We start from the raw sequence: 26425 nt of genomic DNA, 5'->3' as shown, positions 1-26425 counted from the left end.
TAATGAATTGATTGGAAAATAATGTTAATATTAAAAGGTACAGGAGTGGTTTTGTGATAAATATAGAAGATAGAAATATGGATGTATGTAAGTCAACTGTTATCCATGAAGGAAATGTGAGAAAGGCAAAAGAATTAATGCCTGATGAGGAAGTTTTATATGACATGGCGGAATTTTTTAAGGTCTTTGGTGATACCACCAGGATAAAAATAATATCTGCTTTATTTGAATCAGAAATGTGTGTCTGTGATTTATCTGCAGCTCTCAATATGACTCAGTCGGCAATTTCTCATCAGCTGAGAGTTTTAAAACAGGCTAATTTAGTGAAATTCAGAAGAGATGGTAAGGTTGTTTATTATACTTTAAGTGATGATCATGTTAAGGATATATTTAATCAGGGTTTAGTCCACATACAGGAGAGATAAAGGAGTAGATTATCATGATAGAAAATAGTAAAACACAATTAAAGCCCCAAAGCTCTGGTGGAATAAAAATATCAAAGGGCAGGAGCAACGGAAATAATAAATATGAATTTATACTAGAAAATCTCGGCTGTGCTAACTGTGCCGCAAAGATAGAAAATAAAATAGGTAATCTTCAAGGAGTTGATGAGGCTCTTTTAAACTTCATGACCAAAAAGCTATCTCTCACTTTAACACAAAAAGAGGACTATCCTAGAATTATTGTAGAGGCTAAAAAGATTATCAGGAAGCTAGAGCCTGAAGTGGTTTTACGCCCCTTAGATAATGCTAGCAGTAGAATAGCTGCTGATTTAACTCTTAAAGGAAGCTTTTCGGAGCAACATGAGGAAAACTGCAATTGTGGTGAGGGCCATGATCATTCTGATGACCATGGACATAATCATAAGCATGACCATAATCATAGCCATTCTGATAATCATGGCAGTTCTCATAATCATTCTTATAGAGAAGAAGCTCATAGTCATGGGCATTCTCATATAGAAGAAGCTCATAATCAAGGAAATGGACATCAAGGACATTCTCATGGACATGAAGCTTCTCACAGCCGTGCAGAAGCCTTTGGCCAGGTGGCTGCACACAGTCACGACCACGGTCACAGCCACGATCACTCACATAGCCACGACCACGGTCACAGCCATGGACATTCTCATGGTATGGATGCAGAGGGCGATGAAGGAATCACAGAGCAGATAGTTCAATTTGCTACTGCAACTTTATTATTTACAGTGGCTTCAGCCTTCCAGTTTTCTGAAAGGATAACAATGCTTTTATTCTTCTTAAGCTATCTGTTAGCTGGAGGAGAGGTTGTTCTTAGAGCCTTCAAAAATATAATAAGAGGTCAGGTTTTTGATGAAAACTTCCTAATGACCATTGCTACTATTGGCGCCTTTGCCATAGGTGAATATCCAGAAGGTGCAGCAGTAATGCTCTTTTACCAGATTGGAGAGCTGTTCCAGGACATGGCCATTAATAGATCAAGAAAATCCATCAGTGATTTAATGGATATAAGGCCTGACTATGCTAATCTTCTGGTAAATGGAGAGACTGTGAAGGTAAGTCCAGAAGAAGTTAGAGTTGGAGATATTATAGTAGTTAAGCCCGGAGAGAAGGTTCCTCTCGATGGTGTTATAGTACAGGGCCATTCTATGGTTGATACCTCTGCTTTAACAGGTGAGTCAGTACCTAGAGAGGTAGAAAAAGGCAACGACGTTTTAGCAGGCTTTATAAATAACAATGGAGTTATCAATATTAAGGTAGCTAAGAGCTTTGGAGAATCTACTGTTACAAAAATACTGGATTTAGTTCAGAATGCCAGCGGTAGAAAGGCCCCAACAGAGAATTTTATTACTAAGTTTGCAAGATACTACACGCCTATAGTGGTTATTACTGCAGCTTTACTGGCTGTTATACCTCCTATAATAATACCTGGAGCTTCATTCTCTGATTGGCTCTACAGAGGGCTAGTATTTCTTGTAATATCCTGTCCCTGTGCCTTAGTGGTATCCATTCCTCTTGGATTCTTTGGTGGAATAGGAGGAGCCTCAAAAAATGGTATCCTCATAAAGGGAAGCAATTTCTTAGAGGCTCTAAATGATGTGGAAACAGTGGTATTTGATAAAACTGGTACCCTCACCAAGGGAGTATTTAAGGTTTCAAAAATCTCTCCCTATAATGGCTTTAAGGAAGATGAGCTGCTAGAATACACAGCGATGGCCGAGAGCTATTCCAACCATCCTATAGCCACATCAATTATCAGTGCCTATGGTAAGGAGGTTGACAAAAAGCTAGTTAAGGAATATGAGGAGATAGCTGGACATGGTACAAAAGCCATGGTCAAGGGTAAGGAGATTCTTGCAGGAAATAAGAGACTCATGGAGAGTCAGAATATAAGCTATCAAAGGCAGGAAAAGCCTGGAACTGTGGTGTATATTGCTATAGACAAGAAATACGCAGGCTATATTCTCATAGCTGATGAGCTTAAAGAGGATTCTAAGGAAGCCATTAGAAGACTTAAGGATCTTGGGATAAAGAGGACAATAATGCTTACAGGAGATAACAGAATGGTTGCTCATAGCATAGCCGAGAGCTTAGGCTTAGATGAGGTTCATTCAGAGCTCCTTCCTCAGGATAAGGTAAGCAAGTTTGAAGAAATAGCTGAAGGTAGTACCTCAAAGAGAAGAGTAGCCTTTGTAGGTGATGGAATAAATGATGCTCCAGTACTTGCAAGAGCAGATATTGGAATAGCCATGGGTGGCCTGGGATCAGATGCGGCCATAGAAGCAGCAGATATAGTGATAATGAATGACGAGCCAGATAAGATTGGTGAAGCCCTAATGATAGCAAAAAACACAAGAAAAATTGTATGGCAGAATATTGTCTTTGCCTTAGGAGTAAAAGCAATTGTTCTCATTATGGGAGCTATGGGAATGGCTTCTATGTGGGCAGCGGTATTTGCAGACGTAGGAGTGGCACTTATAGCAGTTCTTAATGCTATGAGGGTATTAAGCTACAAGCCTGCAAAAGGTTAAAGCCTTAGATATCCAGTCCTCAAGCTACTTTGAGCAAAAGGATATTAAATATAAGTTTTCCTTATAAAAAGCTTTAGAAAAAAATTGGTTACATTTACCTCTTGAAAAAATCTCTCAGAACCTTTATTATTTTGTTGTTATCTTATGTGGGAGGGAATGACAACCAGAAGATACAAGACAGATATCATACTCTATATAGCAGCTTTTATGATAAACGATGCATTTTCATGCCGTAACTAATAGTTCACTTACACCTTAATTAAACTATTATCTTGTATCATGACATTTAAGACCCTTCCACATATAACGTGCCCATATTGGGTTTATGTACAATTCTTCCATTAAACATTTGCTAACACTTGATTTTTAATCAGAAAAAACTGAAGCTCATTGAGCTTCAGTTTTTTTTGTTCTCATCACATGCGAACACTTTCTCACTTCTATGGTGGCATTCACATTCGTTGATATGACGTTTTTCGACGTCAGGTGATTAGCTTTATATCCTCGGTGGATAGGACATCCTCGCTGATGAGCCAGCCCCGGGAGTTCAGCTTTTTCGGGGTTGTGAGCTCTACGTAGTACCAGGTTCGGCCATTTACACGGCTTTTTTCTAAAAGTCTAACCTTGGTAGACTTTTTTATGTTGTTTAATAGTGGAGACCAGTCAGCTGGTACAAAATATAGCTTTGTATCATACTTTACTATCCCCTCCACGCAAGGGCACTCCAGAACTTCTACAGAAATATTCCTTAACTCTCTGCTCTTCCAGGAGGTCTTTTTGAGAGTGTCATTTTCCATGGTAAGAGTGAAGATTCGATTGCGCTGATTATCGAGCTTGCTTAAGAGATAAAAAATATATCCTCCAGAAGATACTAATAAAATAAAAAGGGCAATAGACATATAGGCTCCCTACTCCAAAGAACTATAATACAGTATATTCAAAGCTCTAAAATTTGTTACACTTTTTTTGATTTTATCAATATTTAACAGGGGGTTTCTTCCATTGTTTGGCCCTACCAATGGTGATAAAATATTTTTGTAAATATCATTAAATACAGTATTATACGCATATTTAGTCGATGCAGCGGAGGTGGAGTATATGACAATAGTAGGAATCAGTTTAGGTACTACAAACAGCATGATTACAGCGTATAAAGGGGACAGGCTAATTAAAATACCCAATACCTTTGGAGAATATCTTATTCCCTCGGTAGTAAGCATTGATGATGATGGCACAATCTATGTTGGCAAAACTGCCAAGGAGAGAATGTCTACCTATCCTAAGGTAACCTTTTCTCACTTTAAGGAGTTTATTGGGAGTGATAAATGCTTCGCTGCCAATAACAAGTGTTACACTGCAGAGGAGATGGCTTCCTTCATAATCAAGGCCTTGGTTGATGATGCAAGAAACTATCTGGGGGAGGAAATAACTGGAGCCGTAATAGGTGTACCTGTATCCTTCAATAATTTTCAGAGACAGGCTGTTAAGCTAGCTGGAGAGCTGGCAGGGGTTAAGGTAATAAGACTTATTAATGAACCTGGTGCTGCTGCCCTAGGCTACAGATGTCAAGGGGACGAGGAAGCCATATATATGATTTTTGATATGGGTGGCGGAATATTAGAAGTATCCATGGTGGCTACCTCAGAAGATACCATTGAGGTGTTGGCAAGTGTATGTGAAGAGCATTTAGGTGGTGATAATTTTACAGAGGCAATAGCGGAGTATTTTTGCAGCATAAACTCCATAAAGAGAAGTGACTTATCTCCTGAGGAGGAGAATATGCTTCTTAGAAAATGTGAGGATATAAAGCTTATTTTAACGGAGCATACTTATGGGGAACTGGCTTTTACCATGAGAGAAAAGACTTATATTCTTAAGCTAAATGAAATGCAATTAATTAAGATATATGCAGAGCTTCTTGCTAGAGTCCAGAAAACTGTAATAAGAGCTGTGAGAGATGCGGAAATACCACTAGAGAGATTGAAGGATATTATCCTAGTGGGTGGAGGTTCAAAGGAGCCTGTTGTGAAGAACTTCCTTGCCAAGCTTACAGGAGTTATTCCAGCATCACCCTTAAAGCCTGAGGAAATAGTAGCTATAGGAGCAGGAACCATTGCCGGCATTGAGGAAGGAAATCATAATCTTAAAAATATAGTTATTAAGGATATCTGTCCATTTTCCTTAGGAGTAAATATTTATAACGAAGGAGATCCGGATAATGACATGTTTTCTCCTATAATAGAAAGAAACTCTACTCTGCCCTGCAGCAAGGTAAATAGCTATAGTACTATTAAGGATAATCAAAGAACTATAAGCTTTAAAATATATCAGGGAGAAAATATTTATTGCAAGGATAATGTAGAGATAGGAAGTATTCAAATAGATTTACCAGAGACTCCAAAGGGGACAAGAGCAGCAGATGTACGCTTTACCTATGATATCAGTGGAATATTAGAAGTAGAAGTAGTAAATGTGCTAACTCAGGAGGTAACCAAGGAGTACTTAGTAAGCAGTGCCAATACCATGACAGAAGATGAAATTCAAAAGAGACTGGAGGAGCTTCAAAAAATAAAGGTTCATCCCAGAAAAAATGTTAAGAATAAGCATCTTATAGAATGGGCTAAGAGACTATATCAAGAAAATACCGGTGAAGCTCGAGAGCTGATATCCAATACCTTAGCATATTTCGAAAGAGCCCTAAACAATCAGGAGGAATTTGCAATAAAAAGTGCCTATGATTACTGTTATCAAGCTCTCTCTATGCTGGATGACACTAGAGATTATTTTTCTATAGGAGACTATTTAGGAGACAATGATAATCAGGGAGCAGTTCGTAACGGAAGTACCGGAGGGTTTTTAAACTGAAATTATACCTATAATATAAAGTCCATAAAGATAATACAGAAGAAAAAATACACCATATAAATAACTACAAGCAAAAGCTAATAAAATTTTAATTTAACAAACGAAATCATAAATATTATTTGTTTTATAAATTATAATCATAATAAACTTAAGATAAAAAAGTATAATGACTTTCAATTAACAGCCTTTGATAAGGCTTTATATAATATAGATAGATTTGATAATATAATAAAAATTGCCCTGAGACACTGTCTGGGGCAATTTTTTTATGCTTCTTATAAGCTTGCTTTATCAGAATCTGCTTTTAAAGAATCTTCTTCAAGTAATTTGTCCTGTTTAAGAAATTCGTTAGCATATTTTTTACTACAGATTATTTATAGCCTCTCCCAACACCTTTCCAATAGCATCGTGGATAACCAAATCAGCCCTGCTATCAGCAGAGGTTGTGCTTTTATTTATAAGGACAAGATTGCTACCACTGAAGTAGTCAATAAGTCCAGCTGCGGGATAGACTACCAGGGAGGTGCCCCCAATAATTAGGGTATCAGCCTGGGCTATGGCACTCACGGCACCACTAATCACCGTATTGTCCAAGCTCTCCTCATATAGGACAACATCTGGTTTCACCTTTCCACCACATTGTGGACAGGTGGGTATGCCCTTAGAAGCTAAAATGAAGCTTACATCATAAAAGCTGTGGCATTTCATACAGTAATTTCTTAAAACAGAACCATGTAATTCATAAACCCGTTTAGAGCCAGCAGCCTGATGGAGTCCGTCGATATTTTGTGTGACCACTGCTTTGAGCTTTCCCATCTCCTCAAGCTTAGCCAGGGCTATATGTGCTGCATTAGGCTTTGCTTCTGGATATACTAGCTTATCTCTGTAGAACTGAAAAAACTCCTCAGGATACTTCATAAAATAAGTTCGGGAAACTAATTGCTCGGGAGTAATATTTATACCTAGCTTTTCACTCCATAGACCATTGGAACTTCTGAAGTCTGGAATCAATGATTCAGTACTCACTCCAGCGCCTCCAAAGAATACAATATTATCACTATCCGTAAGTATCTGTGTTAGCTTTTCTATATCAGTCTTCATAAGAAACCCCCTTCATATTTTCTCTAGATTATAAGTCTTTAATTTAGTCTATTGGTTGTTAAGACAAGCCTCTTCAATGTAAGGATGCTGATTATTGAGATAAGCTTCTTAAACATAAATATATTAGTTATTAAGACAAGCTTCTTGAATATAAGCAGATTCTAAAATCCTCCTGAAGTTATTCACATGCATAGGATATACAGCCATTATTAATGCTATTATTACATAAAAGCTATGAAAATTAAACTAAAGTAAGGGTTTCAATTGGTTATGTTTTTTTAAATAATATCCTCCTGCCCTTGTAATTTTATTTTTCATCCTTCATAATATAACTAGAAAATTATGTAAGAGCTGTGGCTGTGTAACAAAGAATCTTATACAAAGGAGGAGTAGCATGTATTTTAAGTACCAGATGGGAAATGATGGCCCCGAGGACAATGGTATTAATAGGCGCATCGCTGCCCGTGGTATTATTGAAAGCAGGGGGAAGCTTTTAATGATTAAAACCAATAGAGGCGATTATAAATTCCCTGGCGGAGGAGTTCAGCGAGGTGAAAGCCAGAAGGAAGCCTTAGTTCGAGAGATAGAAGAAGAGACAGGCTATAAGGTGAAGAGGGTTATCGGGAAAATAGGGGTAGTAAAGCAGGTTAATCCCGACAACTATACGGAAAACTGCACCTTTCAGATGTATTCTAATTATTATCTCTGCTCCCTATCGGAGGAAAAAGGGGTACAGAACTTAGAGGAGTATGAAAAAAAGTTAGGCTATAAGCCTTACTGGATAGACATAGATAAGGCTCTAGAGATCAATGAGAAGCTTTTGGCAGAAGGAAACAAGGAGCGTAGTCCTTGGATAGAAAGAGAGACAAGGGTGCTGCGTTTTTTGAAGAAAAATCTAAAAAGAAAAGAAATGACAAAAGAAGCTTCCGATAAGCTTAAGGAAAGAAAACACACATCCAGAGAAAATCAAGCTTCCAATAAGCCTTATGAAAGCAAATATATTTCTAAGAGGCTTGAAAAAGATCAAAAATAATTTTTGCTCAATGGACAACTCTTACTAGATAAAACTATAGGATACAGAGGACATGATGAATAACATAATAATTACAGTAATTAATAAGGACCTACCTTAAAATGACTCCGTAGTCATAGAGAGGGAGGTCCTTATATTTTTTGCCTGTAATAACAGTACTATTTTCCCGGAAACCAAATTCCTATTTCTCTCTGTGCATTTTCTGGTGAATCAGAAGCGTGAACAGAGTTTTGATTAGTGGCAAGACCATACAGCCTTCTAACAGTGCCTTCTTCAGCTTCCGCAGGATTGGTTTTGCCATTGAGTCTTCTAACCTGTGCTATGGCATCCTCCCCCTCTAATACTACTGCAACAACAGCACTTCTGGTGATGTAAGCGATTAAATTTTCATAGTAATCTCGCCCTTTATGTTCTATATAGTGGGCTTCAGCCAGCTCTCTAGAAACCTTGGTAAGTTTCATATCCACTATTTTCAGGTCATTATCCTCATAAATTGTTAGTATTTTTCCTATAAGATTTCTCTCTACTGCATCAGGCTTAATAAGTACAAGACTTCTTTCTACCATATCTTTATCTCCTTTCAGAGTTTAGTCACTTTATTATACACTAAGAGCTTTTATATATACACTATAGCATTACATAGTTTTTTCAATTTTAAATCCCATAAATCATAATAAATTTAAATTTTTTTAGCACAAAAGCATAATAGATATAAAGCAAGTTAATTTCCAATAAGCCTAGTGAACTTAAACTTTAATTCTTTGGTATAAGGATATTTTAGATATAAATTAAATTCCATAAATCCTAGTGTTCTTAAGTATAAATTTTTGAACAAAAAAGTTTACATATAAAGTAAATAATTATTGCAAAACGATAATTACTGGAATATAATTACAGTATATTATCGAATAACAATAATTCGGAGGCTACAATATGAAACAAAAAGTTTTTATTGCGTTCCTTTTAGTGGAGGCTGTCCTATGCATGCTGCTATACAATGCTCAGGAAAAGTTCTCTAAGGTGTTTTCCTCGGTTCTAGCTTTTCCCTTTGAGCAGATAGGCTATATTCTGCGCGCTCTCTCACTGTCAGGAGCTATTGGCAACGGGGTAGCCATAGTGATTTATATTCTCATTTCTTTATCTCCCTCATTATTTTTCTATTATTCCTATAAGAAAAGAAAGCTCTTCCCAGAGGATGGATTACTCTTAATAGTGTCAGCTCTTCTATTTGCAGTTTTATATCTTATGATAAATCCAAGTATGATGGACACTTATTTTCTTGGTTCTCCTGATCACCTTGTTGATAAGGCATTAATAGGGGGGATTTTATATTCAGTGCTCTGCGGATATGGTGTCCTTAGAATTTTAAGATTATTATTTGTTGCTGATGTATCAAAGCTACAGCAATATTTAATTAGGTTATTATATCTGCTAAATGTGATTTTTGTTTATATTATTTTTGGAGCTTCCTTTGGTAGATTTTTAGATTCTGTTAATAAGTTAGAATTGGGTAATACAGGAGTACAAGGTGATTTGGGACTTTCTTATGTATTCCTTGCAATCCAATATGTTGTAGACGTGCTGCCCTATTTACTTAATGTGCTCATTGTATTTGCAGCCATAGCTCTGCTGAAGGAGCTGGGCAGTGATCGATATTCTGAAATCACAGCTACAAAGGCCCAGAAGCTTTCTCGCTTATGCGGAACGTCTCTTATTATCACTGTACTCTCCAATATAGCATTTAATCTTTTACAATTTGCCTTTGCCAAATCCTTGAGGGTAATTAATGGTTCTATTCAAATACCCTTGTTCTCCATAACCTTTGTATTGGCAGCTCTTTTGCTGGCACAATTTATTAAAGAGAATAAGCAGCTCAAGGATGATAACGATATGTTCATTTAAGGAGGCTGGAGAATGGCAATAATAGTCCATCTTGAAGATATCCTAAAAGCTCGCGGTATGACTTCAAAGGAGCTCTGTGCTTTAGTAGGGATTACTGAAGCAAATCTCTCTATTCTCCGAAGTGGAAAAGCTAAGGGTGTCAGGTTTAATACAATCAATAAAATTTGCTATTATCTCCATTGTGATGTTGGAGATATCCTAAAATTTGATGGTAATCTGGAGGAAGATGATGAGATATAATAAGTTATTCTTAATATTTACTTTTTTTATACTGATGGTTTCATTGACAGGCTGCCAGTTAGCCCGTGAGGAAAGTACAGGTTCTGGGAAATTTACTGAGGATCAGATGATTGGAGTGTATATAACCAGAGAACACCTTGATTTATTCGATATGGAAGGATTTTTAAATGATAACTCTGGTAGGCTGCCTCAAGGAAATATTGATGACCTTGATAGTGAAGAATATCAAGGGAGGATTTATGCTACTCTTAGGAAAGAGAGCCACACCGATGAAAAGACTGGTGAAACCTATGAAAGCAGCCAGTATGTCTTTGAACATTTAGACGGTATACCTTATTTTGCTGCTCTTATTAGAGAAAGTGAGGAGCTCCACACCGTTACTGGATCAACCTCTGATGAGGTAATTAGTGATAGTCAGCTAGGAGTCAATGTGCTTGATAATGAGGAAAAGACTACCCTTGAAGGAACTATTTATGTATCACCGAAGAAAAACGAGGAGTTGCTTTTCTTTTTCAATCCCGTTTTTCAGGACGGTGAAGGTAAAGTATATCTTGTTTCTGGAGATGGGTTATTAATCAATGGACAAAGTGAAGGAGCGGCTGCTGGAAGAACCTTTGACTCAACCACAACAATAACACGTAACGGCGCCAGTAAAAAGAAAAGTATTTCCGTAAAGATTTCTTTTGAGGTGCTTTTTCCACCAGAAAAGATAGTAGTTATGGAAATGAGTAACAATAGTGCCGTTGTTTCAAGGAATGAATATGCTCCTGGTGAATTCCCAAAGGAGATGAAGCTTAGCTCTGATACTGAATATATTGTCGTTGAGACCTATAAAAATGACCCAGAAGGTAAACCACTAGTTTCACGAAGCATAACTAACAGTAATGAAGAATATCTTAATACCTTTTTTTATAGAGAGGATGGATTTTGTATTAAAAAGGGGACTGTTCTTTATTGGAATAACTCAAAGTAATGAGAAATTAGCATTTTTATAAGTATAGATGCGCTTTTATACCAAAGCTGTCTATGCTTATATTATTTATAATTACTTATGTTTTTATTTTTACGTGACTTTCAGTATATATGTACTTTTATCCAGCACTAGAGTATTATATAAATATTAACGAAAGTGGAAGGAGGGGTAGCATGTCTCTTATATTAGCTGCTGCAGGAAGTGCCGTGGTTCTTGGTGCTTTTTTCTACTCACAGAATAATTATATAAAAATAAGTTCTTATAAATATAGCTCTACAAGGCTGCCCAGAGCCATGAAAGGAACTAGGATAGTACATTTATCTGACCTCCATTCAAAGGTGTTTCCAAATAATGCTATGATAAATGCGGTAAAGGAGCTTAAGCCACATCTTATAGTTTTTACTGGTGATTTGATTGATAGCAGAAATTATGAGGAAGTGAATAGCTTAAAGACCATGGAGGAGCTCTGCAAAATAGCTCCTGTGTACTTTTCTCCAGGAAATCATGAGAATAGAAGAGAAGAATTTACAGCTTCCCTAGAGCCCAAGCTAAAAAAGGCAGGGGTTAGGATATTAAGAAATGATGGTCAGTTATTTATAAGAAATGGTTCAGCCATAAAGCTTTTAGGAATAGATGACCCCTTAAAGGAATCCCAAAGCTATGATGAGCTTTTAATAGATGAAGGCTTTATAAAAGGATATATAAAAGAAGCACAGGGTAAATTAGCTAGCAGCTCCAAGGGAATCATCAAAGAAGGCTTTACACTCCTTTTAAGTCACAGACCAGAGCATTTAAGAGCTTATTCTGACGCAGATGTGGATTTAGTGTTCTCAGGACATACCCATGGAGGGCAGATGAGAATACCCTTTGCCAATCAAGGGCTCTTTGCCCCAAATCAAGGGGTGCTGCCCAAGTATACAGAGGGAAGACACATTAAAGGCAATACTACCTTATTTATAAGCAGGGGCCTTGGCAACAGTTCCTTTCCTATTAGAGTTTTCAATCGCCCTGAAATCATAGTAGTTGATTTAGATTAATAATGTAAATAAAGTAGCACAGCTATTTTAAAGCCAGAGTTGAAGAATTAAAAAGAAGCAGTGGACACCATGAGACTCATTCCAAGGCAAGTCATGGTGCTACTGCTTTTTATTTGTTATTTTTGTTATTTTTATTATCATGTATCACTTGGTCCACTACTATAACTAATGCCAAGGTGAAGGGGATGTTTTCTGAATCGCCAATAAAGACTTAGCTTGTTTCCAAAGGAAAATATTTGCCCTTTAACCATGAAGGCTGGGTTTCCTCCTACATCAGTTATGGTAAAATTATCACCAAAGGATAAAATTTTTTCTTTAATATAGAATTTCATAGCATTCCCTACTTTCCGTAATATATCTTAATTATACTATCAATATAGAGAAATTATATATTTTTACTTATAAATGTTGAAATACAAGTAAAAGTGGGAATAAGTAATGCAATTTTAAGGATAAATGGCTTCAGATAAATCATATGTACCATATCTTTCATATTGTTTAAATAATGCTGTTCATATTTAGACTTTTAAGGTCCTCTATTATTATAGAAAGTCCTATGAGTATTTCTCTAAACTCATTATCCAGTATATCTATAGAGTAAACCTTTTCCTGACAATCTGAGGTTGGTACAGGATCCTCCATGGCATTTTTCTTAAGTACTGTAGCTCCATGAAAAACTTTACTTATTATAAAGGGATCACAGGGACTTTTTATACTAGCAAGAATATTCTCGGCATCATCTACAATGGTATAGCTTGATGAGTAGTAATCACCTTTTATATTGAAGGTTCCATGAATACAGCTTATAGAGAGACTTTTACTGTCTTTGAAGCTCTTTTTGACCAATGCTATTTCAGAATGGGAATGTAGAATTTTATATTCAGGCAACGCGATTCCTCTTAAGCGCATAAGGCTTATAAGCTCCTTGCCATTATTATCCTTTAAGGATATGGAATGACTAAAGGGAGCCAGCTGCTCACAGGTTTCGAAGCAAACCTTTAGATTGTGATCCTTGATAGAATATTTACCGCTATGAGAAAATAGGGCTTCTTTTATGTAATAGGTCATTTCTTCTAAACTCTCCTTTCCGTAGAAGTCATTAAGCTGATTAAATACAATAAATATCTTGAAGAAATTCATAATATTGTTAATAATTATAATATATCAAATTAAAATGCTATTATCATTGTTTAATGATAAAATTAATTAAATGATAATAAGTTAGAAAAAAATAATAGAATGAGGTGTACAATGAATCGCGCATTAAAGCACTATACCTTGAAAAGTTCAGAACTACAGGAAAAGAATATCAGTTTATCTAAGGAATCCAGTTATTATAGCATCCTGAGATTAATTATATTTATAGGAGGCTTGGCCGTTACTTATATTGCCTATAGAAGAGGTAATATATCATTTATTTACATAGCATTACTGCTTTTTGCGGTTTTATTTATAAGTGCTGCTTACAAGCATGGAAGGGTAATAGAGGAGCTGACCTATATTAAAGCTATGGAACGGGTAGTTGCAAAAGGGAAAGATAGATTAGAGGAGAATTTTAATGGATTTTTAGATAAAGGAGATGACTTTATTGATAAATCCCACCCATATACCTATGATCTAGACATTTTCGGTGAGGGCTCTCTTTTCCAAAGATATAATGGTACCTCCACTTATTTAGGCAGGAAGAGATTTGCTGCCGAGCTTACAGGAGATATTTCCTTCAGTAAAGAGGATATATTAGAAAGACAGCAGGCTATAGAGGAGCTATCAGGAAAGGCAGACTTCCGAGAAGATATAGAAGTGGTTGGAGTTATGGAAAAGGGTGAAAAAACCTCTCCCTCAGAGCTTATAGCCTGGAAAGGGGAAAGGGAAAAGCTCTTTAGCTCTAAAGCCTTTAAGGTGTTTGTATGGGCTCTTAATTTGCTCACCGTAGCAATAGTGGTGATGATGATTCTAGGAATAGTTGACTATAGGATACTGCTTCTGGATATACTCCTAAACGGCTTGATACTGCTGTGGGGAAAAAGTAAAAGAATTCACGCTTTAAGACTCATTGAGCTTTATAAAGAAAATATAAATACTTATTTTAAAATCGTAGAGCTGACAGAAAAGGAGTTCTTTACGAGTCCACTTCTTTTAGATTTAAAGAAGAGGCTGGAGGAGGGAGAGAAGAGCGCTTCTTATCAGCTAAAGGAGCTTGCCAAGATAGTAAGGAGTCTCAGTGATACTCACAATGCCTATTATCTTATAATAAATCATCTATCCTTGATGGATTATCATATTTTAATGAGGCTGGAAGAGTGGAAGAGCAATTATGGTGATGCTTTAGAAAGATGGCTGGAGGTAGCTGCAGAAATGGAGTCTCTCTGTAGTCTTTCTATAATAAATTTTGAGAACGAGGATTATTCTATTCCTGAGATAGTAGATTACAAGATGATAGAAGGAAAGGCAATAGGTCACCCTCTACTGGGACAGAAAGCCGTTACCAATGATTTTTCCTTAAAGGAGCCTCACAGAGCAGTGCTTATAACCGGCTCCAATATGTCAGGTAAGTCTACCTTTTTAAGAACCCTTGGAAGCAACCTTTTGCTCAGCTATTTAGGCACCCGAGTAAGAGCGGAGGCATTTACCTGTGGAATAATGAGTATTTACACCTGCATGAGGGTAAATGATGACCTTAAGGAAAGCATATCATCCTTTTATGCAGAGCTTTTAAGAATAGAGGAAGTAATAAAGGCAACAAAAGAAGATAAGCCTATCTTTTATCTTTTAGATGAAATATTTAAAGGTACTAACTCCATGGATAGACATAAGGGAGCAGAAATACTATTGAAGCAGCTTATGAAAAGAAACACCCTTGGACTTGTCTCCACCCATGATCTCGAGCTTACAGACATGGAAAATACCCACAAGGGAGTCATTAATTATCATTTCAAGGAATACTATGAGGATAACACGCTGAAATTCGACTATAAGCTGAGAAAAGGCTATTCCACTACTCAAAATGCCCTATATCTCATGAGAATGATAGGGATAGAAGAAGAATAAAAAGTTTTTTATAATTTATCTGTTGACAGCAATTTAAAATCTCGGTATAATAACACTTGTGTTAAGAAAGTTATCTTCTTAACACAGTATGGCTAGATAGCTCAGTCGGTAGAGCAGAGGACTGAAAATCCTCGTGTCCCTGGTTCGATTCCTGGTCTGGCCACCATTAAACCCGAAGCGTGACTTCGGGTTTAATTTTTGCCCAAATACCTAAAATCTTTTTCTACAAATACTTCATTCATCACTATAGTTAATATAGTGCATAAGAAGCATAGCTATACCCTGGCGGTATGGCTATGCTTTTTTTATGTGTCGCATTATGTAATATGGTGTAATGTGAATGGCACCATAGAAGTGAGAAAACGTTCGCCTTTGTTCGTGTTTTAGTTGTAGTTTCTGGAGCATGGACATAATTACGTTGATTTTTGTGATGAAATAATTTAAGCTAAGTTAAAGGAAAAAACAGGATGTGATAAAAATGCTTTCATTAACAGAGGAAATGGCGCAGGCCATTGTGGATAAGATGATGGAGGTTATACCATACAATGTAAACATAATGGATTCTAAGGGTATAATCATCGGAAGTGGAGATAAGGGCAGGCTTGGAAAACAGCATAAAGGAGCTGTTGAAGCCTTGAATAATCGCATACTTATTGAGGTTTATGAGGAACAGGAATCGGTGAAGCCTGGAGTAAATATGCCTATATATTTTAATGATGAAATAATGGGTGTCATAGGGATAAGTGGAGCACCTGATGAAGTAAAACCTCTTGCATCATTGGTTACAGTAACAGCAGAGCTTCTTATAAAGCAGGAGAGTGTTTTTATAGAAAGAAGAAAAAGAGAGAAGAAAAAGGAAGAAGTGCTATATCAATGGGCTTTCTCTGTAGATGAGTATTCTCAGGAGTTTATAAAGGCTGCTATCAACCTAGGTATTGATTTAAAGCTGCCTCGCATTGCCGTGGCTGTAAGTAGAAGAACAGGGACTGTCCTGCCTAAAAGTAAGCTAGAAGCCTTTTTAATGGCTCAGGAATATATTATTACCATGGACACCAATACTTCAATTCTTCTGTTAAAAAAGGATATAAGGCTAGAGAAAAGACTTAGAATTATGAAAGAAGAGCTCTCTGACAAGGGAAACTATATAGTAACCATGGGGAATGCAGAGGATTACATAGGTAAATCCGTAAAGGAGGCACTGTGGACAGGGAATCTCATTAAACGCTTAGAGCTAAAGAAGTACAGCTCCACCTACGAGGAAATGGACATGATAGAAGCATTGAGTTCTATAAAAAATAAAGAAAAGTATATAGGAATCATGAAGTCCTTAGAGGAAGAGGGAAAGGAAGTTGAGCTTATAAAGACCTTTGCCTGCTATTTTTATAATAACGGTGAGCTTAATAAAACTGCTCAGGAAATGCATCTACATAGGAACTCCTTAAATTATAGATTACAGAGGATAAATGAAATTACTGGCTTGAATCCTAAAAGCTATGGAGATCTCCTCAGGCTATTTACTGCTTATATAATATACAAATTATATAAGTAAATCCTTTTTGTTCAAATGCACAAAAGAATGCTCTTAAACATTTTATAAATGCATGATGATTATTTAATATTTAAGGTATAGAATAATCAGTGTAAACGAAAACAAAAAGGTTATAGGGGGAACAAAAGATGCAAATAACAGCCTTAGGAGCAATAGTTGCTCTGGTAGTTGCAATTATTTTAATTATTAAAAAGGTACATCCTACTTATGGACTTATAGTAGGAGCTATAGTAGGTGGTCTTGTAGGGGGAGCCGGTCTTACCGACACGGTAGCTTTTATGATAGAAGGCGCAAAAGGTATGATGCCTGCGGTTCTTAGAATATTAACAGCGGGAGTTTTAGCAGGTGTACTTATAGAATCAGGTGCAGCAGCTAAAATCGCGGAAACAATTGTGGACAAGCTTGGAGAAGCTAATTCTTTAGTAGCATTATCCTTAGCTACAATGGTGTTAACCATGGTTGGAGTATTTATAGATGTATCAGTAATAACAGTTGCACCAATAGCTCTTGCCATAGCAAAAAAAGCTAACATAACTAAAACTGGTATACTCATTGCTATGATAGGTGGAGGAAAGGCTGGAAATATGATGTCTCCAAATCCTAATGCCATAGCTGCTTCAGATGCTTTTCAGGTACCATTAACGTCAGTTATGACAGCAGGTATAGTACCAGCAATATTTGGTTTTATAGTTACCTGTGTAATTGCTAGGAAGCTTAAAGGAAAAGGTTCTCCTGTGACTGCTCAAGAAATTCCTGCAGAATCGAAAGAGAAGCCAAGCTTTATAGCAGCAATCGTAGGTCCCTTAACTGCAATAATTATATTATCGCTAAGACCTCTCTTTGATATAGCAATTGATCCATTAATAGCGCTTCCAGTAGGAGGTATTGTGGGAGCTATAGCTATGGGAAAGATTAAAAAAATTAATGAATATGCTTCCTTTGGAATTGGAAAAATGGGAGGAGTGGCTATACTTCTTTTAGGTACAGGAACCCTCGCCGGCATTATTAGTAACTCAGGTCTTAAGGATGTTATAATAGATATGATAAATGTACTAGGGCTTCCAGCCTTTGCATTAGCGCCTATAGCAGGTATATTAATGTCTGGAGCCACAGCTTCTACCACCTCTGGTACAGCAGTAGGAAGTACAGTATTTGGACCTACTATTACAGGTCTTGGGGTTAATCCATTAAATGCAGCGGGTATGATACATTCTGGTGCTACAGTGCTAGATCATCTTCCACACGGTAGCTTCTTCCATGCTACTGGAGGTAGTGTATTTATGGATATGAAGGAAAGGCTAAAGCTTATAGCCTTTGAATCTATTATAGGACTTGTGATGACAGTAGCTTCAACAATCATATTCGGATTGATTTTCTAGTGGAGGTTTTGAAAATGAAGATAGTATTGGCACCGGATTCCTTTAAGGAGAGTATGACAGCAAAAGAAGCCTGTGATGCCATGGAAAGAGGAATAAAAAGAGTATTTCCTGAGGCGGAGTGTATAAAGGTTCCCATGGCAGATGGAGGAGAAGGTACCGTTCAATCTCTTATAGATGCTACAGATGGAGAACTGGTTGAGGTAAGTACCATAGCACCCTTAGGCAATGAGATAAAGGCTTCCTTTGGACTTTTAGGAGGAGGTCAGGGTGCAGTTATTGAAATGGCTGCAGCCAGTGGACTTCATCTGGTTCCTTTAGAAAAGAGAAATCCACTGATCACAACCTCTTATGGTACAGGAGTTTTAATTAAAGAAGCCCTAAACAGAGGGGTTAAGAATATCCTCATAGGAATAGGAGGAAGCGCTACCAATGATGGAGGGGCAGGAATGCTTCAGGCGTTAGGTATAAAGCTTCTTGATGAAGCTGGCATGGAGCTTCCCTTTGGAGGAGGAGCCTTAGATAGGTTAAAAAGAATAGACATCCAGGGGTTGGATAAAAGAATCCTAGAGACCAATATCCAGGTTGCTTGTGATGTAACCAATCCTCTCATTGGAAAAAATGGAGCATCAGCAGTTTTTGGTCCTCAAAAAGGGGCAACAGTAGAAATGGTGGAAATCCTTGATAAGAATCTTACCCATTTTGCTGAGGTTATAAAGCAGGAATTAGGTATAGACATAGCACAGGTTCCAGGGGGAGGAGCTGCAGGTGGTCTTGGAGCTTCCCTGAAGGCAATCCTCAAAGCAGAGCTTAAAAGTGGTGTAGAGCTGGTTGTAGAATATACTTCCCTTGTGGAAAAGGTTAAAGGCGCCTCTTATGTATTTACTGGGGAAGGCAGCATAGATTCCCAAACAATAAACGGTAAAACTCCATTTGGAGTAGCTCAAGTGTCAAAAAAACAGGGAGTTCCTGTAATAGCCTTTGCGGGAAGAGTCGGCCAGGGTAGTGAGGTTTTATATAATCATGGAATCAACTCTATAATAGGAATCCTTCCAGAAGCCTTAGAGCTGAACAAAGCTCTGATAGATGGTAAGGAAAATTTAGAAAGAGCTGCTGAAAGTATAATGAGAATTCTTTCCATTAGTAAAACAGAATAGTACAGTAAAATAGAAAACTAAATAAAAAGAAGGGAAGGCTAAGTTTTTTTAATGCTTATCATAATTTACTTTTGATAAGCATAAGCCTTCTCTTTTTTTGACTCTGTTTCACGATAGATTTAGTACTGAGCTGGGTGAATGTCACAATAGAAGTAAGAAAAATCATCTAATACCCTAGAGGGAGATAGTTAATAAGCTTTAGGTATATTTCAGAATTATTATAACAGGTAGCTGCTAAACCATAGAGAATAGATAAATATTATTAAAAGATGATAGAAAAATTTTGATAATTTAGATATATGTGGTATCTTAAATGTATTAGGATATTTTTTGTAGTATAGAGGTATAGAGTATTAGATGGAATAGTTATACCTTTTCTATTAGTTATAGGAAAGTTTTTATAGTTAATACTTATTCTTTTTAAAAAGATAATAAATATGGAAATAAGAAAACTTCAGAGATTATGGAAGTATTCAAAATAGATTGGCTAGGAGGGAAATATGAATAGATACGTTATTATAGCAGAAACTGGTTCAGATATACCTAAAGCTTTAGCGGATAAATATGGAATTTATCTGGTGCCTATGCATGTCACCTTTGATGATGTGATGAAGGATGATGGCAGCTTTCCACCGGAAGAAGTATGCTCTTACTACGAGAGGACGGGGCAAATTCCTAAGACTAGTGGTTGCAATCCGGAGGATTTTAACAAGGTATTTGATGAAATAAACGAAAAACATCCCGATAGCTATATTATATATATGGCTTATTCGGCAGTAACCACCTGTTCCTATCAAAGTGCAGTGATTGCATCAGAAGGAAGGGAAGGTATTTCATTTATTGATACCAAAAATGTATCATTTGGTCAGTGTGCAGTAGTTATTAGATTAGCTCAAGAGATAGAGAAGCATCCGGAGTGGACTGTTAAAGAAGTAGTTGATGCTGCAAATGAAATTATAAGCTCTGTGAGCATGTGCTTCACTCCATATAATTTGGATTATCTCAGTGCAGGTGGGAGAGTGAGCAATGCATCTGCTCTCTGCGGAAATCTACTGAGTATTCATCCTAAAATTCAGTTAATCGATGGATATTTGAAGGCTACAAAGAAATACCGAGGAAAAATGAAAAAGGTGGTCTTAAATCTCATTTATGATTTTACGGAGGAAAAGAATCTTGACCGACAGGAAGTTTGGATGGGATCCTCCATCGGTTTTTCTGATGAATTAAAGGAAGAGGCAATTAACGCAGCTTATGGACTAGGATTCCAAAAAGTAAACTGGATTTCTGCCGGTGGAGTCATCACCACACACGGTGGCCCAAAAGCATTTGGCATAGCAGGTTTTACAAGCGAGGTTTAAATAATTCTTTCATTAAAATGATTATACTAAATAAAGGGGCTGTCTCACTAAGAAAATAGTGCGACAGCCCCTTATTATTTTGCTTTGTCATTTTGAACTTGTAATTCTGCTTTGCTATTTTGATCTTGTAATTTTGCTTTGTGATTTTGTTTTTTTATATGTATAAGAGGCGAACACTTTCTCACTTCTATGGTGACAGTCACCTTACATGATACTCCACATTAAGACAAATTTATGCAACTAAAACATGCATAGATGTTATTTTAGGTTGATAGACTATTACTTTGAGAGTGATAAAATAAAAATGAAAGGAATGATAAATATGATTGGTAGGAATTTAATTCATCTAAGAAAATATAATCATCTAACGCAGGAAGAGGTTGCCGAAAGGATAAATGTTTCAAGGCAGGCTGTAGCTAAATGGGAAAATGATGAAACCAATCCGGACTTGAGAAGCTGTATGGCTCTTGCAGAGCTATACAACGTTACTATAGATGATTTAGTTAACCATTCACAGGAGGATGCAGGGGTACCTATTCCACCTAAGGGGAAGTTTTTCTTTGGCTCAGTTACAGTAGGAGATAGAGGGCAAATAGTAATACCTAAAAGGGCCAGAGAGGTATTTAAAATAGAATCAGGGGATAAGCTTCTGATCCTAGGTGATGAGGATAGAGGTCTAGCAATAGTTCATGAAAGAGGTATTTTAGATTTTATGGGTGTAGCTGGGATTCTAGGTGATAAAGACGGTAAATAATTAATATATATAGTTGTTAAATCAGGGATTAGTTAAGTAGATAAAGGAGCGGGAATTATGAATGCAATAGACATTAATAACTTAACAAAAGCCTATGGCAGCAAGGTAGCTGTAGATAATCTGACCCTTTCAATAAGCGAAGGAGAGCTCTTTGCTCTCCTGGGTGTAAATGGTGCTGGCAAAACTACAGTGATTAAAGCTCTATCCTGTCTTATCCAGCCTACCAAAGGAGAAGCCTTTCTTCTTGGACACAGCATTCTCAAGGAACCCAGTAAGGTTAAGGAGGTTATTGGAGTTTCCCCTCAGGAGACAGCGATAGCACCTAATCTTTCTGTAAGAGAAAATCTAGAGCTTATGGCAGGATTACATGGCTTTAATTCAAAGAAAGCAAGAGAGAAGGCTACTGAAATAATAAAAGAGTTTTCCCTGGAGGATATAGAAAAGCAAAAAAGTAAGACATTATCAGGTGGGTGGCAGAGAAGATTAAGTATTGCCATGGCTCTTATCAGTTCTCCTAAGATATTGTTTCTGGACGAGCCTACCTTAGGCCTTGATGTGCTGGCAAGGCAGGATTTATGGACACTGATTGAAGGCTTAAAGGGTAAGGTAACAATTATTCTTACTACTCATTATCTAGAGGAAGCGGAAGCCCTATCAGATAGAATATACATAATGAAGGATGGAAAATTAAAAGCATTAGGAACAGCAGAAGAGCTTATAACCCTTGCAGGTGAAAAGAATTTTCAGGATTCCTTTGTAAAGCTAGTGACAGGAGGGGGAAAATAATGAAGCTTATTGTATTTGCTGGAAGAAATGCTAAGGAGATGTTAAGAGATCCAATCAACCTGGGCTTTGGAATAGGCTTTCCTATTATATTGCTGCTGTTGTTAACTGCTATTCAAAGCAATGTACCTGTAGATATATTTCAACTAGATAAGCTGACTCCTGGAATTGCTGTCTTTGGACTGTCATTTATAACCTTGTTTTCGGCTACATTAATATCCAAGGACAGGAGCTCTTCGTTCCTTGCAAGATTATTTACAACACCCATGAGCTCTGCAGAGTTTATATTAGGCTATACATTGCCTCTCATGCCAATGGCAATAGTACAGGCGATTATCTGCTATATTACTGCAATTATTCTCGGCATGGAAATAACTCCGTCTATTATAATTGCTATTATTCTGATTATACCTATGGCATTGTTATTTATTTCCTTGGGTCTTTTATGTGGAAGTATATTTAATGATAAACAGGTTGGTGGAATCTGTGGTGCCCTCCTCACTAACTTAACTGCTTGGCTTAGTGGAGCTTGGTTTGATTTAGATTTGGTAGGTGGTGCTTTCAAGAAGGTTGCTTACTTCTTACCCTTTGTTCATGGTGTGGATATGGGAAAGGCTGCTATCAGTGGAAATTATGCTGATATATTTCCTCATATCTGGTGGATACTAGGCTATGGAATAGTAATCACTGTAATTGCAATTTATGTTTTCAGCAAAAGGATGAAGCATGGTAAGTAGTTAATTTAAATAAGGCATAGTCCATTTAATCATGGAAACTATGCCTTTTGCTTTAAGTTTAATTTCTTATTTTCTTCCCTTGCCACTGATGTGTTCAATATTTATCTTAAAGACTTTGCTGTGTTTAGAGCTTTTAGATATATAGTCCTTTCCACTATCAACAAAGTCTGGAGAATATTTTTTTATTATCTCCAGGAGAATATTTTCTTTTTCATCTTCTGATGCTTCCTGGACGCGTCCAAATACTATAACACTTTCATAATTGGTACTGAACTTTTCTGGTAAAGGGCATGTATTTCCCACCACGGTAAAGGAAACCTTGCTTTCATGCTCTAAATTCTCAAGCTTATGACCCTCAGGGGCACAATGAAAGGCTATAGTATTATTGAAATAAGCATAATTCACAGGAACTCCATAAGGGTATCCATTTTCTCCGATAGTAGAGAGTATTCCGTATTCTCCTTTCTGCAAAATCTCTTCTGCAGCAGAAGGCTCAAGCTTTCTATCCTTCCTTCTCATTTCCTTAAACATTTTACCACCCCTTAATAAGTTATAATTCAGGTGACAGGCACTGTTTATATAATAAGTAATATTTCATGTGCCTGTCACTGTTCATATATTCTATAAGTCATAACTCATGTGCCTGTCACCCGCATGTCACTGTTCATATATAAAGCTTTGAAGGTGTTTGGCGGTTTCTTCTATGTCAAACCTTAGGTACCATACTCCATTGATCGTTTCGCCATGACTTAGGTCGTCTTCTGGGAAGCGAGCTTGAGTTAAGTTGAAGTTGTTTATGGTGAAGGTGTTTGTGGCTAAGGATAATATTTCGCTGTTGGAGAGGCTTGTCTCAATGAATGGAAGCATGTTACTTAGGTATTTTGGTACTTCTGTGATGCTGAGAGTCGCCATCTTATTGAATAGGGAATTGAGAACAGTCCTTTGTCTTTCAGTTCTTTCATAGTCACCATTGCCTGAATATCTTATTCTGCTGTATGCTAGAGCCTTTTCGCCATTTAAGGTCTGAAGCCCTGCAGCCTTAACGCCTGGTATATAGTTAACCTCATAGCTCTTCACGTCAATATAAACTCCGCCTAACTGGTCTATTATGTTAGGTAGGGTAGTGAAGTCTACAGTGGCATAATCTCTTATATTTAGGCCGTAATTTGAGTTGATAGTTTTTAGGGCAAGCTCCGGGCCACCATAAGAATAGGCGTGATTTATCTTGTCCATCCCTCTATCAGGTATATTTACATAAGAATCTCTCATTATAGAGGCAAGCTTAATTTTATTATTCTCGTTATCAATAGTTAACAGCATAATTGCATCAGATCTTCCTCTATTACCGTTTTTAGCGTCGATTCCGAATAAAGCGATGGTTGAGATATCCTTCTTATCTTTTTCTGCTGCTTCAACTTTAATTCCTAAGGAATTATCATCAGTAGGGATATCTACCTTCTGAGTTTTATTAAGGAGACTATTTAAGTATAGCCCTCCTGAGGCGATAATTGCTATAATTGCAAATAAACCTATTATGGCAGCCTTTTTAGCTGTTTTAGCCTTCATATTTATCATCTCTTTCTAAAATTTTATAAAGTTATATAACGCTGCCTGTAAAGGCGTATATTTCTCTTCGATTTATATACGATATAAATCTTCCAATAGTTTTCTCCTTCCTTGCTTAACTTAAATGTCCATAGCAAATATTCTATAATTACTAAATAGAATTTCAGTGTATTTAAAATAGAAATAATATTCTTTTTAAATTATACTCTTAATTCATAGAATGTTCACTAATATAATGTGTTTTTGATAAAAGTTTTACTTCCTTGTTCTAATATAAGATTAATGAAAAACTTATAACAAATAACTAAAAAACTGTAACTGATGGCGAAGCATCACCATAATATATTAAGGAATATATACTTATAACAATGAATATGAGGTGTAAAATGACTGTAAAAAAATATAAGCTTGCACAAGCTTATGTGATTCCCCAGGAGTATAGGGATCTGTTTGATATACGCACAGCATTGAGAAAAGGTACTATCTTTAAAGAGCTCTATAGAGAGCGTCCATATAAAAAGAGGGGAGGAGAAGACGATGGGAGATAAAGAAAGAGATATGATTCTTCATTGTGAAAAGACCCCTATGGATAAAGATGAGCTCTTAAGAAGAATACAGGAGGTTAGCTTTTATGCTGTGGATTTAAACCTCTATATAGATAACTTCCCAGATAATGAACAAGCAGTTTGTGATTATAAGGCAATCAGCATGGCTCTTAGAAATCTCAACGAGATGTACGAAAAGCATTATGGTCAGCTCAAGAATTTTGGAGAGTCTGTAGTACACGGAAAATGGAATTACATCAATGATCCTTGGCCATGGGAAAATTAGGGGGAGGTTAGCTATATGTGGATATATGAAAAGAGATTACAGCATCCTGTGGATATAAAAAAAGGCGACCTAAAGATGGCAAAGGCAATAATGGCGCAACTAGGAGGACCTGACAGCGAATTATCCGCTGCTCTTAGATACTTAAGCCAGAGGTACAGCATGCCTACAGGGAAGACAAAGGCACTTCTCAATGATATAGGAACAGAAGAAATGGCCCACTTAGAAATGATAGGCACTATGGTTTATCAGCTTATGAAAGGAGCTAAACCATCAGAGATTAAGGCAGCAGGCTTAGAAGGCTTTTATACTCAGCATGACCATGCAATTTATCCTTCCGATGCCAATGGAGTACCCTGGACTGCAGCCTATATTCAGTCTATAGGAGATCCTGTTACAGATCTTTATGAGGACTTAGCAGCAGAACAGAAGGCAAGAACTACCTATGAGCATCTTATGAACCTGACCAATGATCCTGATGTTCTAAGGCCTTTAGGCTTCCTGTGGCAGAGAGAAATAGTTCACTTCCAGAGATTTGGAGAAGCCTTAAATGAAGTTCAAGAGCACTATCAGTGCAAGAATATATTTTATTAATAACGGATTAAAGAGTTCTAGGAGGGGTTAAAATGCCCCTCTTTTAATTTTATATAAGTGTGAATTAACTGAATTTATGGTAATATATAGATAATGGGAGGGATTACTATGAAGAATAAAAACACAACGGAAAAATATATGACACTATATATGAGTTTTGGTATGTGCTTCGGGGTTTCAGGAGGTATAATATTTGGGACTATTTTTTTTCCTGATAATATGAGTCTTGGGATATGTTTTGGACTTCCTCTCGGGATGTGTATCGGACTATTAATAGGTCAAGCAAAGGATAAAAGACTTTCTGAAAATATAATGATAATAAGAAAAATTGAAGCTGCTAAGGATTCATCAGATCTAGTGATTTATGTTAGTGATAAAAATGAAATAGAAAAGCAATATAGAGTAACTGAGAAAAAAATCAAAGAAGAAAAATTTGTACAAGGTGACCGAGTTGCAGAAGAAATAGATGGTTCTTTAGTTTCGCTAGAAAGTAAATAAAAATATATAAATGAAA

General features: G+C 36.8%; 27 protein-coding genes, 1 tRNA gene and 1 pseudogene. 22 read left to right on the top strand and 7 right to left on the bottom strand.

Annotated features, from left to right (window positions below):
- The first annotated feature begins 77 nt into the window (after positions 1 to 77).
- The 3 genes and pseudogenes from ACPWSR_RS04830 (at position 78) to ACPWSR_RS04820 (ending at position 3010) form a co-directional block, all read left to right on the top strand.
- On the top strand, positions 78 to 425 hold the full coding sequence (locus tag ACPWSR_RS04830; RefSeq protein ID WP_426351351.1) for an ArsR/SmtB family transcription factor: 348 nt from the start codon (positions 78 to 80) through the stop codon (positions 423 to 425).
- 14 nt (positions 426 to 439) lie between these two features.
- Positions 440 to 706: pseudogene (locus tag ACPWSR_RS04825) on the top strand (cation transporter); the annotation flags it as partial.
- A 429-nt stretch (positions 707 to 1135) separates the two neighbouring features.
- Positions 1136 to 3010, top strand: coding sequence for a heavy metal translocating P-type ATPase (locus ACPWSR_RS04820; protein ID WP_426351350.1), 1875 nt, complete (start codon positions 1136 to 1138; stop codon positions 3008 to 3010).
- Between the two features lie 482 nt (positions 3011 to 3492).
- Here the strand turns inward: ACPWSR_RS04820 and ACPWSR_RS04815 are convergent, their stop codons facing one another.
- Positions 3493 to 3909 (bottom strand): hypothetical protein, encoded by a 417-nt coding sequence (locus ACPWSR_RS04815; RefSeq protein ID WP_426350572.1) that lies wholly within the window; start codon positions 3907 to 3909, stop codon positions 3493 to 3495.
- A 199-nt stretch (positions 3910 to 4108) separates the two neighbouring features.
- Here ACPWSR_RS04815 and ACPWSR_RS04810 point away from each other — a divergent pair, with 199 nt between their 5' ends.
- Positions 4109 to 5875: an Hsp70 family protein gene (locus ACPWSR_RS04810; RefSeq protein ID WP_426350571.1), complete on the top strand. Its 1767-nt coding sequence runs from the start codon at positions 4109 to 4111 to the stop codon at positions 5873 to 5875.
- A 363-nt stretch (positions 5876 to 6238) separates the two neighbouring features.
- On the opposite strand, the gene ACPWSR_RS04805 is transcribed toward ACPWSR_RS04810, so the two are convergent.
- Positions 6239 to 6976: an NAD-dependent protein deacylase gene (locus ACPWSR_RS04805; RefSeq protein ID WP_426350570.1), complete on the bottom strand. Its 738-nt coding sequence runs from the start codon at positions 6974 to 6976 to the stop codon at positions 6239 to 6241.
- 394 nt (positions 6977 to 7370) lie between these two features.
- On the opposite strand from ACPWSR_RS04805, the gene ACPWSR_RS04800 reads away from it, so the two are divergent.
- Positions 7371 to 8009 carry an NUDIX hydrolase gene (locus ACPWSR_RS04800; protein ID WP_426350569.1) on the top strand — a complete coding sequence of 213 codons (639 nt, stop codon included), beginning with the start codon at positions 7371 to 7373 and terminating at the stop codon, positions 8007 to 8009.
- Positions 8010 to 8167: 158 nt separating this feature from the next.
- On the opposite strand, the gene ndk is transcribed toward ACPWSR_RS04800, so the two are convergent.
- Positions 8168 to 8575: a nucleoside-diphosphate kinase gene (gene ndk, locus ACPWSR_RS04795; RefSeq protein ID WP_426350568.1), complete on the bottom strand. Its 408-nt coding sequence runs from the start codon at positions 8573 to 8575 to the stop codon at positions 8168 to 8170.
- A gap of 367 nt (positions 8576 to 8942) precedes the next feature.
- Between ndk and ACPWSR_RS04790 the strand changes: the two genes are divergently transcribed.
- The 4 genes from ACPWSR_RS04790 to ACPWSR_RS04775 all read left to right on the top strand — a co-directional run bounded on the left by ACPWSR_RS04790 (position 8943) and on the right by ACPWSR_RS04775 (position 12161).
- On the top strand, positions 8943 to 9911 hold the full coding sequence (locus ACPWSR_RS04790) for a hypothetical protein (RefSeq protein ID WP_426350567.1): 969 nt from the start codon (positions 8943 to 8945) through the stop codon (positions 9909 to 9911).
- A 12-nt stretch (positions 9912 to 9923) separates the two neighbouring features.
- Entirely contained in the window at positions 9924 to 10151 is a 228-nt protein-coding gene (locus tag ACPWSR_RS04785) for a helix-turn-helix domain-containing protein (RefSeq protein WP_426350566.1), read from the top strand.
- Positions 10141 to 11124, top strand: coding sequence for a hypothetical protein (locus ACPWSR_RS04780; protein WP_426350565.1), 984 nt, complete (start codon positions 10141 to 10143; stop codon positions 11122 to 11124). The genes ACPWSR_RS04785 and ACPWSR_RS04780 overlap by 11 nt, the downstream gene beginning before the upstream one ends.
- Positions 11125 to 11297: 173 nt before the next feature.
- Positions 11298 to 12161, top strand: coding sequence for a metallophosphoesterase (locus ACPWSR_RS04775; RefSeq protein ID WP_426350564.1), 864 nt, complete (start codon positions 11298 to 11300; stop codon positions 12159 to 12161).
- Between the two features lie 137 nt (positions 12162 to 12298).
- Here the strand turns inward: ACPWSR_RS04775 and ACPWSR_RS04770 are convergent, their stop codons facing one another.
- Complete coding sequence (locus tag ACPWSR_RS04770; protein ID WP_426350563.1) at positions 12299 to 12493, bottom strand: hypothetical protein; 195 nt, start codon at positions 12491 to 12493, stop codon at positions 12299 to 12301.
- A gap of 166 nt (positions 12494 to 12659) precedes the next feature.
- A complete protein-coding gene (locus tag ACPWSR_RS04765; protein ID WP_426350562.1) occupies positions 12660 to 13301 on the bottom strand; it encodes an LURP-one-related family protein in 642 nt (213 codons plus the stop codon).
- A gap of 111 nt (positions 13302 to 13412) precedes the next feature.
- Between ACPWSR_RS04765 and ACPWSR_RS04760 the strand changes: the two genes are divergently transcribed.
- The 9 genes from ACPWSR_RS04760 to ACPWSR_RS04720 all read left to right on the top strand — a co-directional run bounded on the left by ACPWSR_RS04760 (position 13413) and on the right by ACPWSR_RS04720 (position 22923).
- A complete protein-coding gene (locus ACPWSR_RS04760) occupies positions 13413 to 15209 on the top strand; it encodes a MutS family DNA mismatch repair protein (RefSeq protein ID WP_426350561.1) in 1797 nt (598 codons plus the stop codon).
- A gap of 90 nt (positions 15210 to 15299) precedes the next feature.
- Positions 15300 to 15375, top strand: a tRNA-Phe gene (locus tag ACPWSR_RS04755).
- A gap of 312 nt (positions 15376 to 15687) precedes the next feature.
- Positions 15688 to 16758 carry a CdaR family transcriptional regulator gene (locus ACPWSR_RS04750; RefSeq protein ID WP_426350560.1) on the top strand — a complete coding sequence of 357 codons (1071 nt, stop codon included), beginning with the start codon at positions 15688 to 15690 and terminating at the stop codon, positions 16756 to 16758.
- Between the two features lie 128 nt (positions 16759 to 16886).
- Positions 16887 to 18137 (top strand): GntP family permease, encoded by a 1251-nt coding sequence (locus tag ACPWSR_RS04745; RefSeq protein WP_426350559.1) that lies wholly within the window; start codon positions 16887 to 16889, stop codon positions 18135 to 18137.
- A 14-nt stretch (positions 18138 to 18151) separates the two neighbouring features.
- Positions 18152 to 19291: a glycerate kinase gene (locus ACPWSR_RS04740; protein ID WP_426350558.1), complete on the top strand. Its 1140-nt coding sequence runs from the start codon at positions 18152 to 18154 to the stop codon at positions 19289 to 19291.
- Between the two features lie 500 nt (positions 19292 to 19791).
- Positions 19792 to 20649, top strand: a complete 858-nt coding sequence (locus ACPWSR_RS04735; RefSeq protein ID WP_426350557.1) for a DegV family protein — start codon at positions 19792 to 19794, stop codon at positions 20647 to 20649.
- 304 nt (positions 20650 to 20953) lie between these two features.
- The gene (locus ACPWSR_RS04730; protein ID WP_426350556.1) at positions 20954 to 21403 is read left to right on the top strand and encodes a helix-turn-helix domain-containing protein; all 450 of its coding nucleotides are present in this window, start codon (positions 20954 to 20956) and stop codon (positions 21401 to 21403) included.
- 57 nt (positions 21404 to 21460) lie between these two features.
- Positions 21461 to 22189, top strand: coding sequence for an ABC transporter ATP-binding protein (locus ACPWSR_RS04725; RefSeq protein WP_426350555.1), 729 nt, complete (start codon positions 21461 to 21463; stop codon positions 22187 to 22189).
- Positions 22189 to 22923: an ABC transporter permease gene (locus ACPWSR_RS04720; RefSeq protein ID WP_426350554.1), complete on the top strand. Its 735-nt coding sequence runs from the start codon at positions 22189 to 22191 to the stop codon at positions 22921 to 22923. Before ACPWSR_RS04725 ends, ACPWSR_RS04720 begins: the two co-directional genes overlap by 1 nt.
- A 66-nt stretch (positions 22924 to 22989) precedes the next feature.
- Here the strand turns inward: ACPWSR_RS04720 and ACPWSR_RS04715 are convergent, their stop codons facing one another.
- Together ACPWSR_RS04715 and ACPWSR_RS04710 are read right to left on the bottom strand one after the other, a co-directional pair.
- Positions 22990 to 23454, bottom strand: coding sequence for a pyridoxamine 5'-phosphate oxidase family protein (locus ACPWSR_RS04715; RefSeq protein ID WP_426350553.1), 465 nt, complete (start codon positions 23452 to 23454; stop codon positions 22990 to 22992).
- Positions 23455 to 23580: 126 nt separating this feature from the next.
- Positions 23581 to 24498, bottom strand: a complete 918-nt coding sequence (locus tag ACPWSR_RS04710; protein ID WP_426350552.1) for an LCP family protein — start codon at positions 24496 to 24498, stop codon at positions 23581 to 23583.
- Between the two features lie 377 nt (positions 24499 to 24875).
- Between ACPWSR_RS04710 and ACPWSR_RS04705 the strand changes: the two genes are divergently transcribed.
- The 4 genes from ACPWSR_RS04705 (at position 24876) to ACPWSR_RS04690 (ending at position 26409) form a co-directional block, all read left to right on the top strand.
- Positions 24876 to 25037 carry a spore coat associated protein CotJA gene (locus ACPWSR_RS04705; protein ID WP_426350551.1) on the top strand — a complete coding sequence of 54 codons (162 nt, stop codon included), beginning with the start codon at positions 24876 to 24878 and terminating at the stop codon, positions 25035 to 25037.
- The gene (locus ACPWSR_RS04700; RefSeq protein ID WP_426350550.1) at positions 25027 to 25320 is read left to right on the top strand and encodes a spore coat protein CotJB; all 294 of its coding nucleotides are present in this window, start codon (positions 25027 to 25029) and stop codon (positions 25318 to 25320) included. Before ACPWSR_RS04705 ends, ACPWSR_RS04700 begins: the two co-directional genes overlap by 11 nt.
- Before the next feature lie 15 nt (positions 25321 to 25335).
- Positions 25336 to 25911, top strand: a complete 576-nt coding sequence (locus ACPWSR_RS04695; RefSeq protein WP_426350549.1) for a manganese catalase family protein — start codon at positions 25336 to 25338, stop codon at positions 25909 to 25911.
- Positions 25912 to 26019: 108 nt separating this feature from the next.
- Positions 26020 to 26409, top strand: a complete 390-nt coding sequence (locus tag ACPWSR_RS04690) for a hypothetical protein (protein WP_426350548.1) — start codon at positions 26020 to 26022, stop codon at positions 26407 to 26409.
- Positions 26410 to 26425: the final 16 nt, after the last annotated feature.

Origin of the sequence: Alloiococcus sp. CFN-8, assembly GCF_049943125.1 — a bacterium.
GTDB lineage: Bacteria > Bacillota > Clostridia > Clostridiales > Clostridiaceae > JAEXZL01.
The sequence above is the reverse complement of the archived record's forward strand: the minus strand, read 5'-3'. Positions and strand labels throughout refer to the sequence as shown.

Excerpts from the sequence above, each read along its gene's own strand:
- ACPWSR_RS04805 (WP_426350570.1), bottom strand. The coding sequence starts at position 6,976 with ATGAAGACTGATATAGAAAAGCTAACACAGATACTTACGGATAGTGAT.
- ACPWSR_RS04815 (WP_426350572.1), bottom strand. The coding sequence starts at position 3,909 with ATGTCTATTGCCCTTTTTATTTTATTAGTATCTTCTGGAGGATATATT.
- ACPWSR_RS04790 (WP_426350567.1), top strand. The coding sequence starts at position 8,943 with ATGAAACAAAAAGTTTTTATTGCGTTCCTTTTAGTGGAGGCTGTCCTA.
- ACPWSR_RS04725 (WP_426350555.1), top strand. The coding sequence starts at position 21,461 with ATGAATGCAATAGACATTAATAACTTAACAAAAGCCTATGGCAGCAAG.
- ACPWSR_RS04695 (WP_426350549.1), top strand. The coding sequence starts at position 25,336 with ATGTGGATATATGAAAAGAGATTACAGCATCCTGTGGATATAAAAAAA.
- ACPWSR_RS04730 (WP_426350556.1), top strand. The coding sequence starts at position 20,954 with ATGAAAGGAATGATAAATATGATTGGTAGGAATTTAATTCATCTAAGA.
- ACPWSR_RS04735 (WP_426350557.1), top strand. The coding sequence starts at position 19,792 with ATGAATAGATACGTTATTATAGCAGAAACTGGTTCAGATATACCTAAA.
- ACPWSR_RS04715 (WP_426350553.1), bottom strand. The coding sequence starts at position 23,454 with ATGTTTAAGGAAATGAGAAGGAAGGATAGAAAGCTTGAGCCTTCTGCT.
- ACPWSR_RS04770 (WP_426350563.1), bottom strand. The coding sequence starts at position 12,493 with ATGAAATTCTATATTAAAGAAAAAATTTTATCCTTTGGTGATAATTTT.
- ACPWSR_RS04745 (WP_426350559.1), top strand. The coding sequence starts at position 16,887 with ATGCAAATAACAGCCTTAGGAGCAATAGTTGCTCTGGTAGTTGCAATT.
- ACPWSR_RS04690 (WP_426350548.1), top strand. The coding sequence starts at position 26,020 with ATGAAGAATAAAAACACAACGGAAAAATATATGACACTATATATGAGT.
- ACPWSR_RS04780 (WP_426350565.1), top strand. The coding sequence starts at position 10,141 with ATGAGATATAATAAGTTATTCTTAATATTTACTTTTTTTATACTGATG.
- ndk (WP_426350568.1), bottom strand. The coding sequence starts at position 8,575 with ATGGTAGAAAGAAGTCTTGTACTTATTAAGCCTGATGCAGTAGAGAGA.
- ACPWSR_RS04800 (WP_426350569.1), top strand. The coding sequence starts at position 7,371 with ATGTATTTTAAGTACCAGATGGGAAATGATGGCCCCGAGGACAATGGT.
- ACPWSR_RS04775 (WP_426350564.1), top strand. The coding sequence starts at position 11,298 with ATGTCTCTTATATTAGCTGCTGCAGGAAGTGCCGTGGTTCTTGGTGCT.
- ACPWSR_RS04765 (WP_426350562.1), bottom strand. The coding sequence starts at position 13,301 with ATGAATTTCTTCAAGATATTTATTGTATTTAATCAGCTTAATGACTTC.
- ACPWSR_RS04700 (WP_426350550.1), top strand. The coding sequence starts at position 25,027 with ATGGGAGATAAAGAAAGAGATATGATTCTTCATTGTGAAAAGACCCCT.
- ACPWSR_RS04750 (WP_426350560.1), top strand. The coding sequence starts at position 15,688 with ATGCTTTCATTAACAGAGGAAATGGCGCAGGCCATTGTGGATAAGATG.
- ACPWSR_RS04710 (WP_426350552.1), bottom strand. The coding sequence starts at position 24,498 with ATGATAAATATGAAGGCTAAAACAGCTAAAAAGGCTGCCATAATAGGT.
- ACPWSR_RS04705 (WP_426350551.1), top strand. The coding sequence starts at position 24,876 with ATGACTGTAAAAAAATATAAGCTTGCACAAGCTTATGTGATTCCCCAG.
- ACPWSR_RS04760 (WP_426350561.1), top strand. The coding sequence starts at position 13,413 with ATGAATCGCGCATTAAAGCACTATACCTTGAAAAGTTCAGAACTACAG.
- ACPWSR_RS04810 (WP_426350571.1), top strand. The coding sequence starts at position 4,109 with ATGACAATAGTAGGAATCAGTTTAGGTACTACAAACAGCATGATTACA.
- ACPWSR_RS04820 (WP_426351350.1), top strand. The coding sequence starts at position 1,136 with ATGGATGCAGAGGGCGATGAAGGAATCACAGAGCAGATAGTTCAATTT.
- ACPWSR_RS04830 (WP_426351351.1), top strand. The coding sequence starts at position 78 with ATGGATGTATGTAAGTCAACTGTTATCCATGAAGGAAATGTGAGAAAG.
- ACPWSR_RS04740 (WP_426350558.1), top strand. The coding sequence starts at position 18,152 with ATGAAGATAGTATTGGCACCGGATTCCTTTAAGGAGAGTATGACAGCA.
- ACPWSR_RS04785 (WP_426350566.1), top strand. The coding sequence starts at position 9,924 with ATGGCAATAATAGTCCATCTTGAAGATATCCTAAAAGCTCGCGGTATG.
- ACPWSR_RS04720 (WP_426350554.1), top strand. The coding sequence starts at position 22,189 with ATGAAGCTTATTGTATTTGCTGGAAGAAATGCTAAGGAGATGTTAAGA.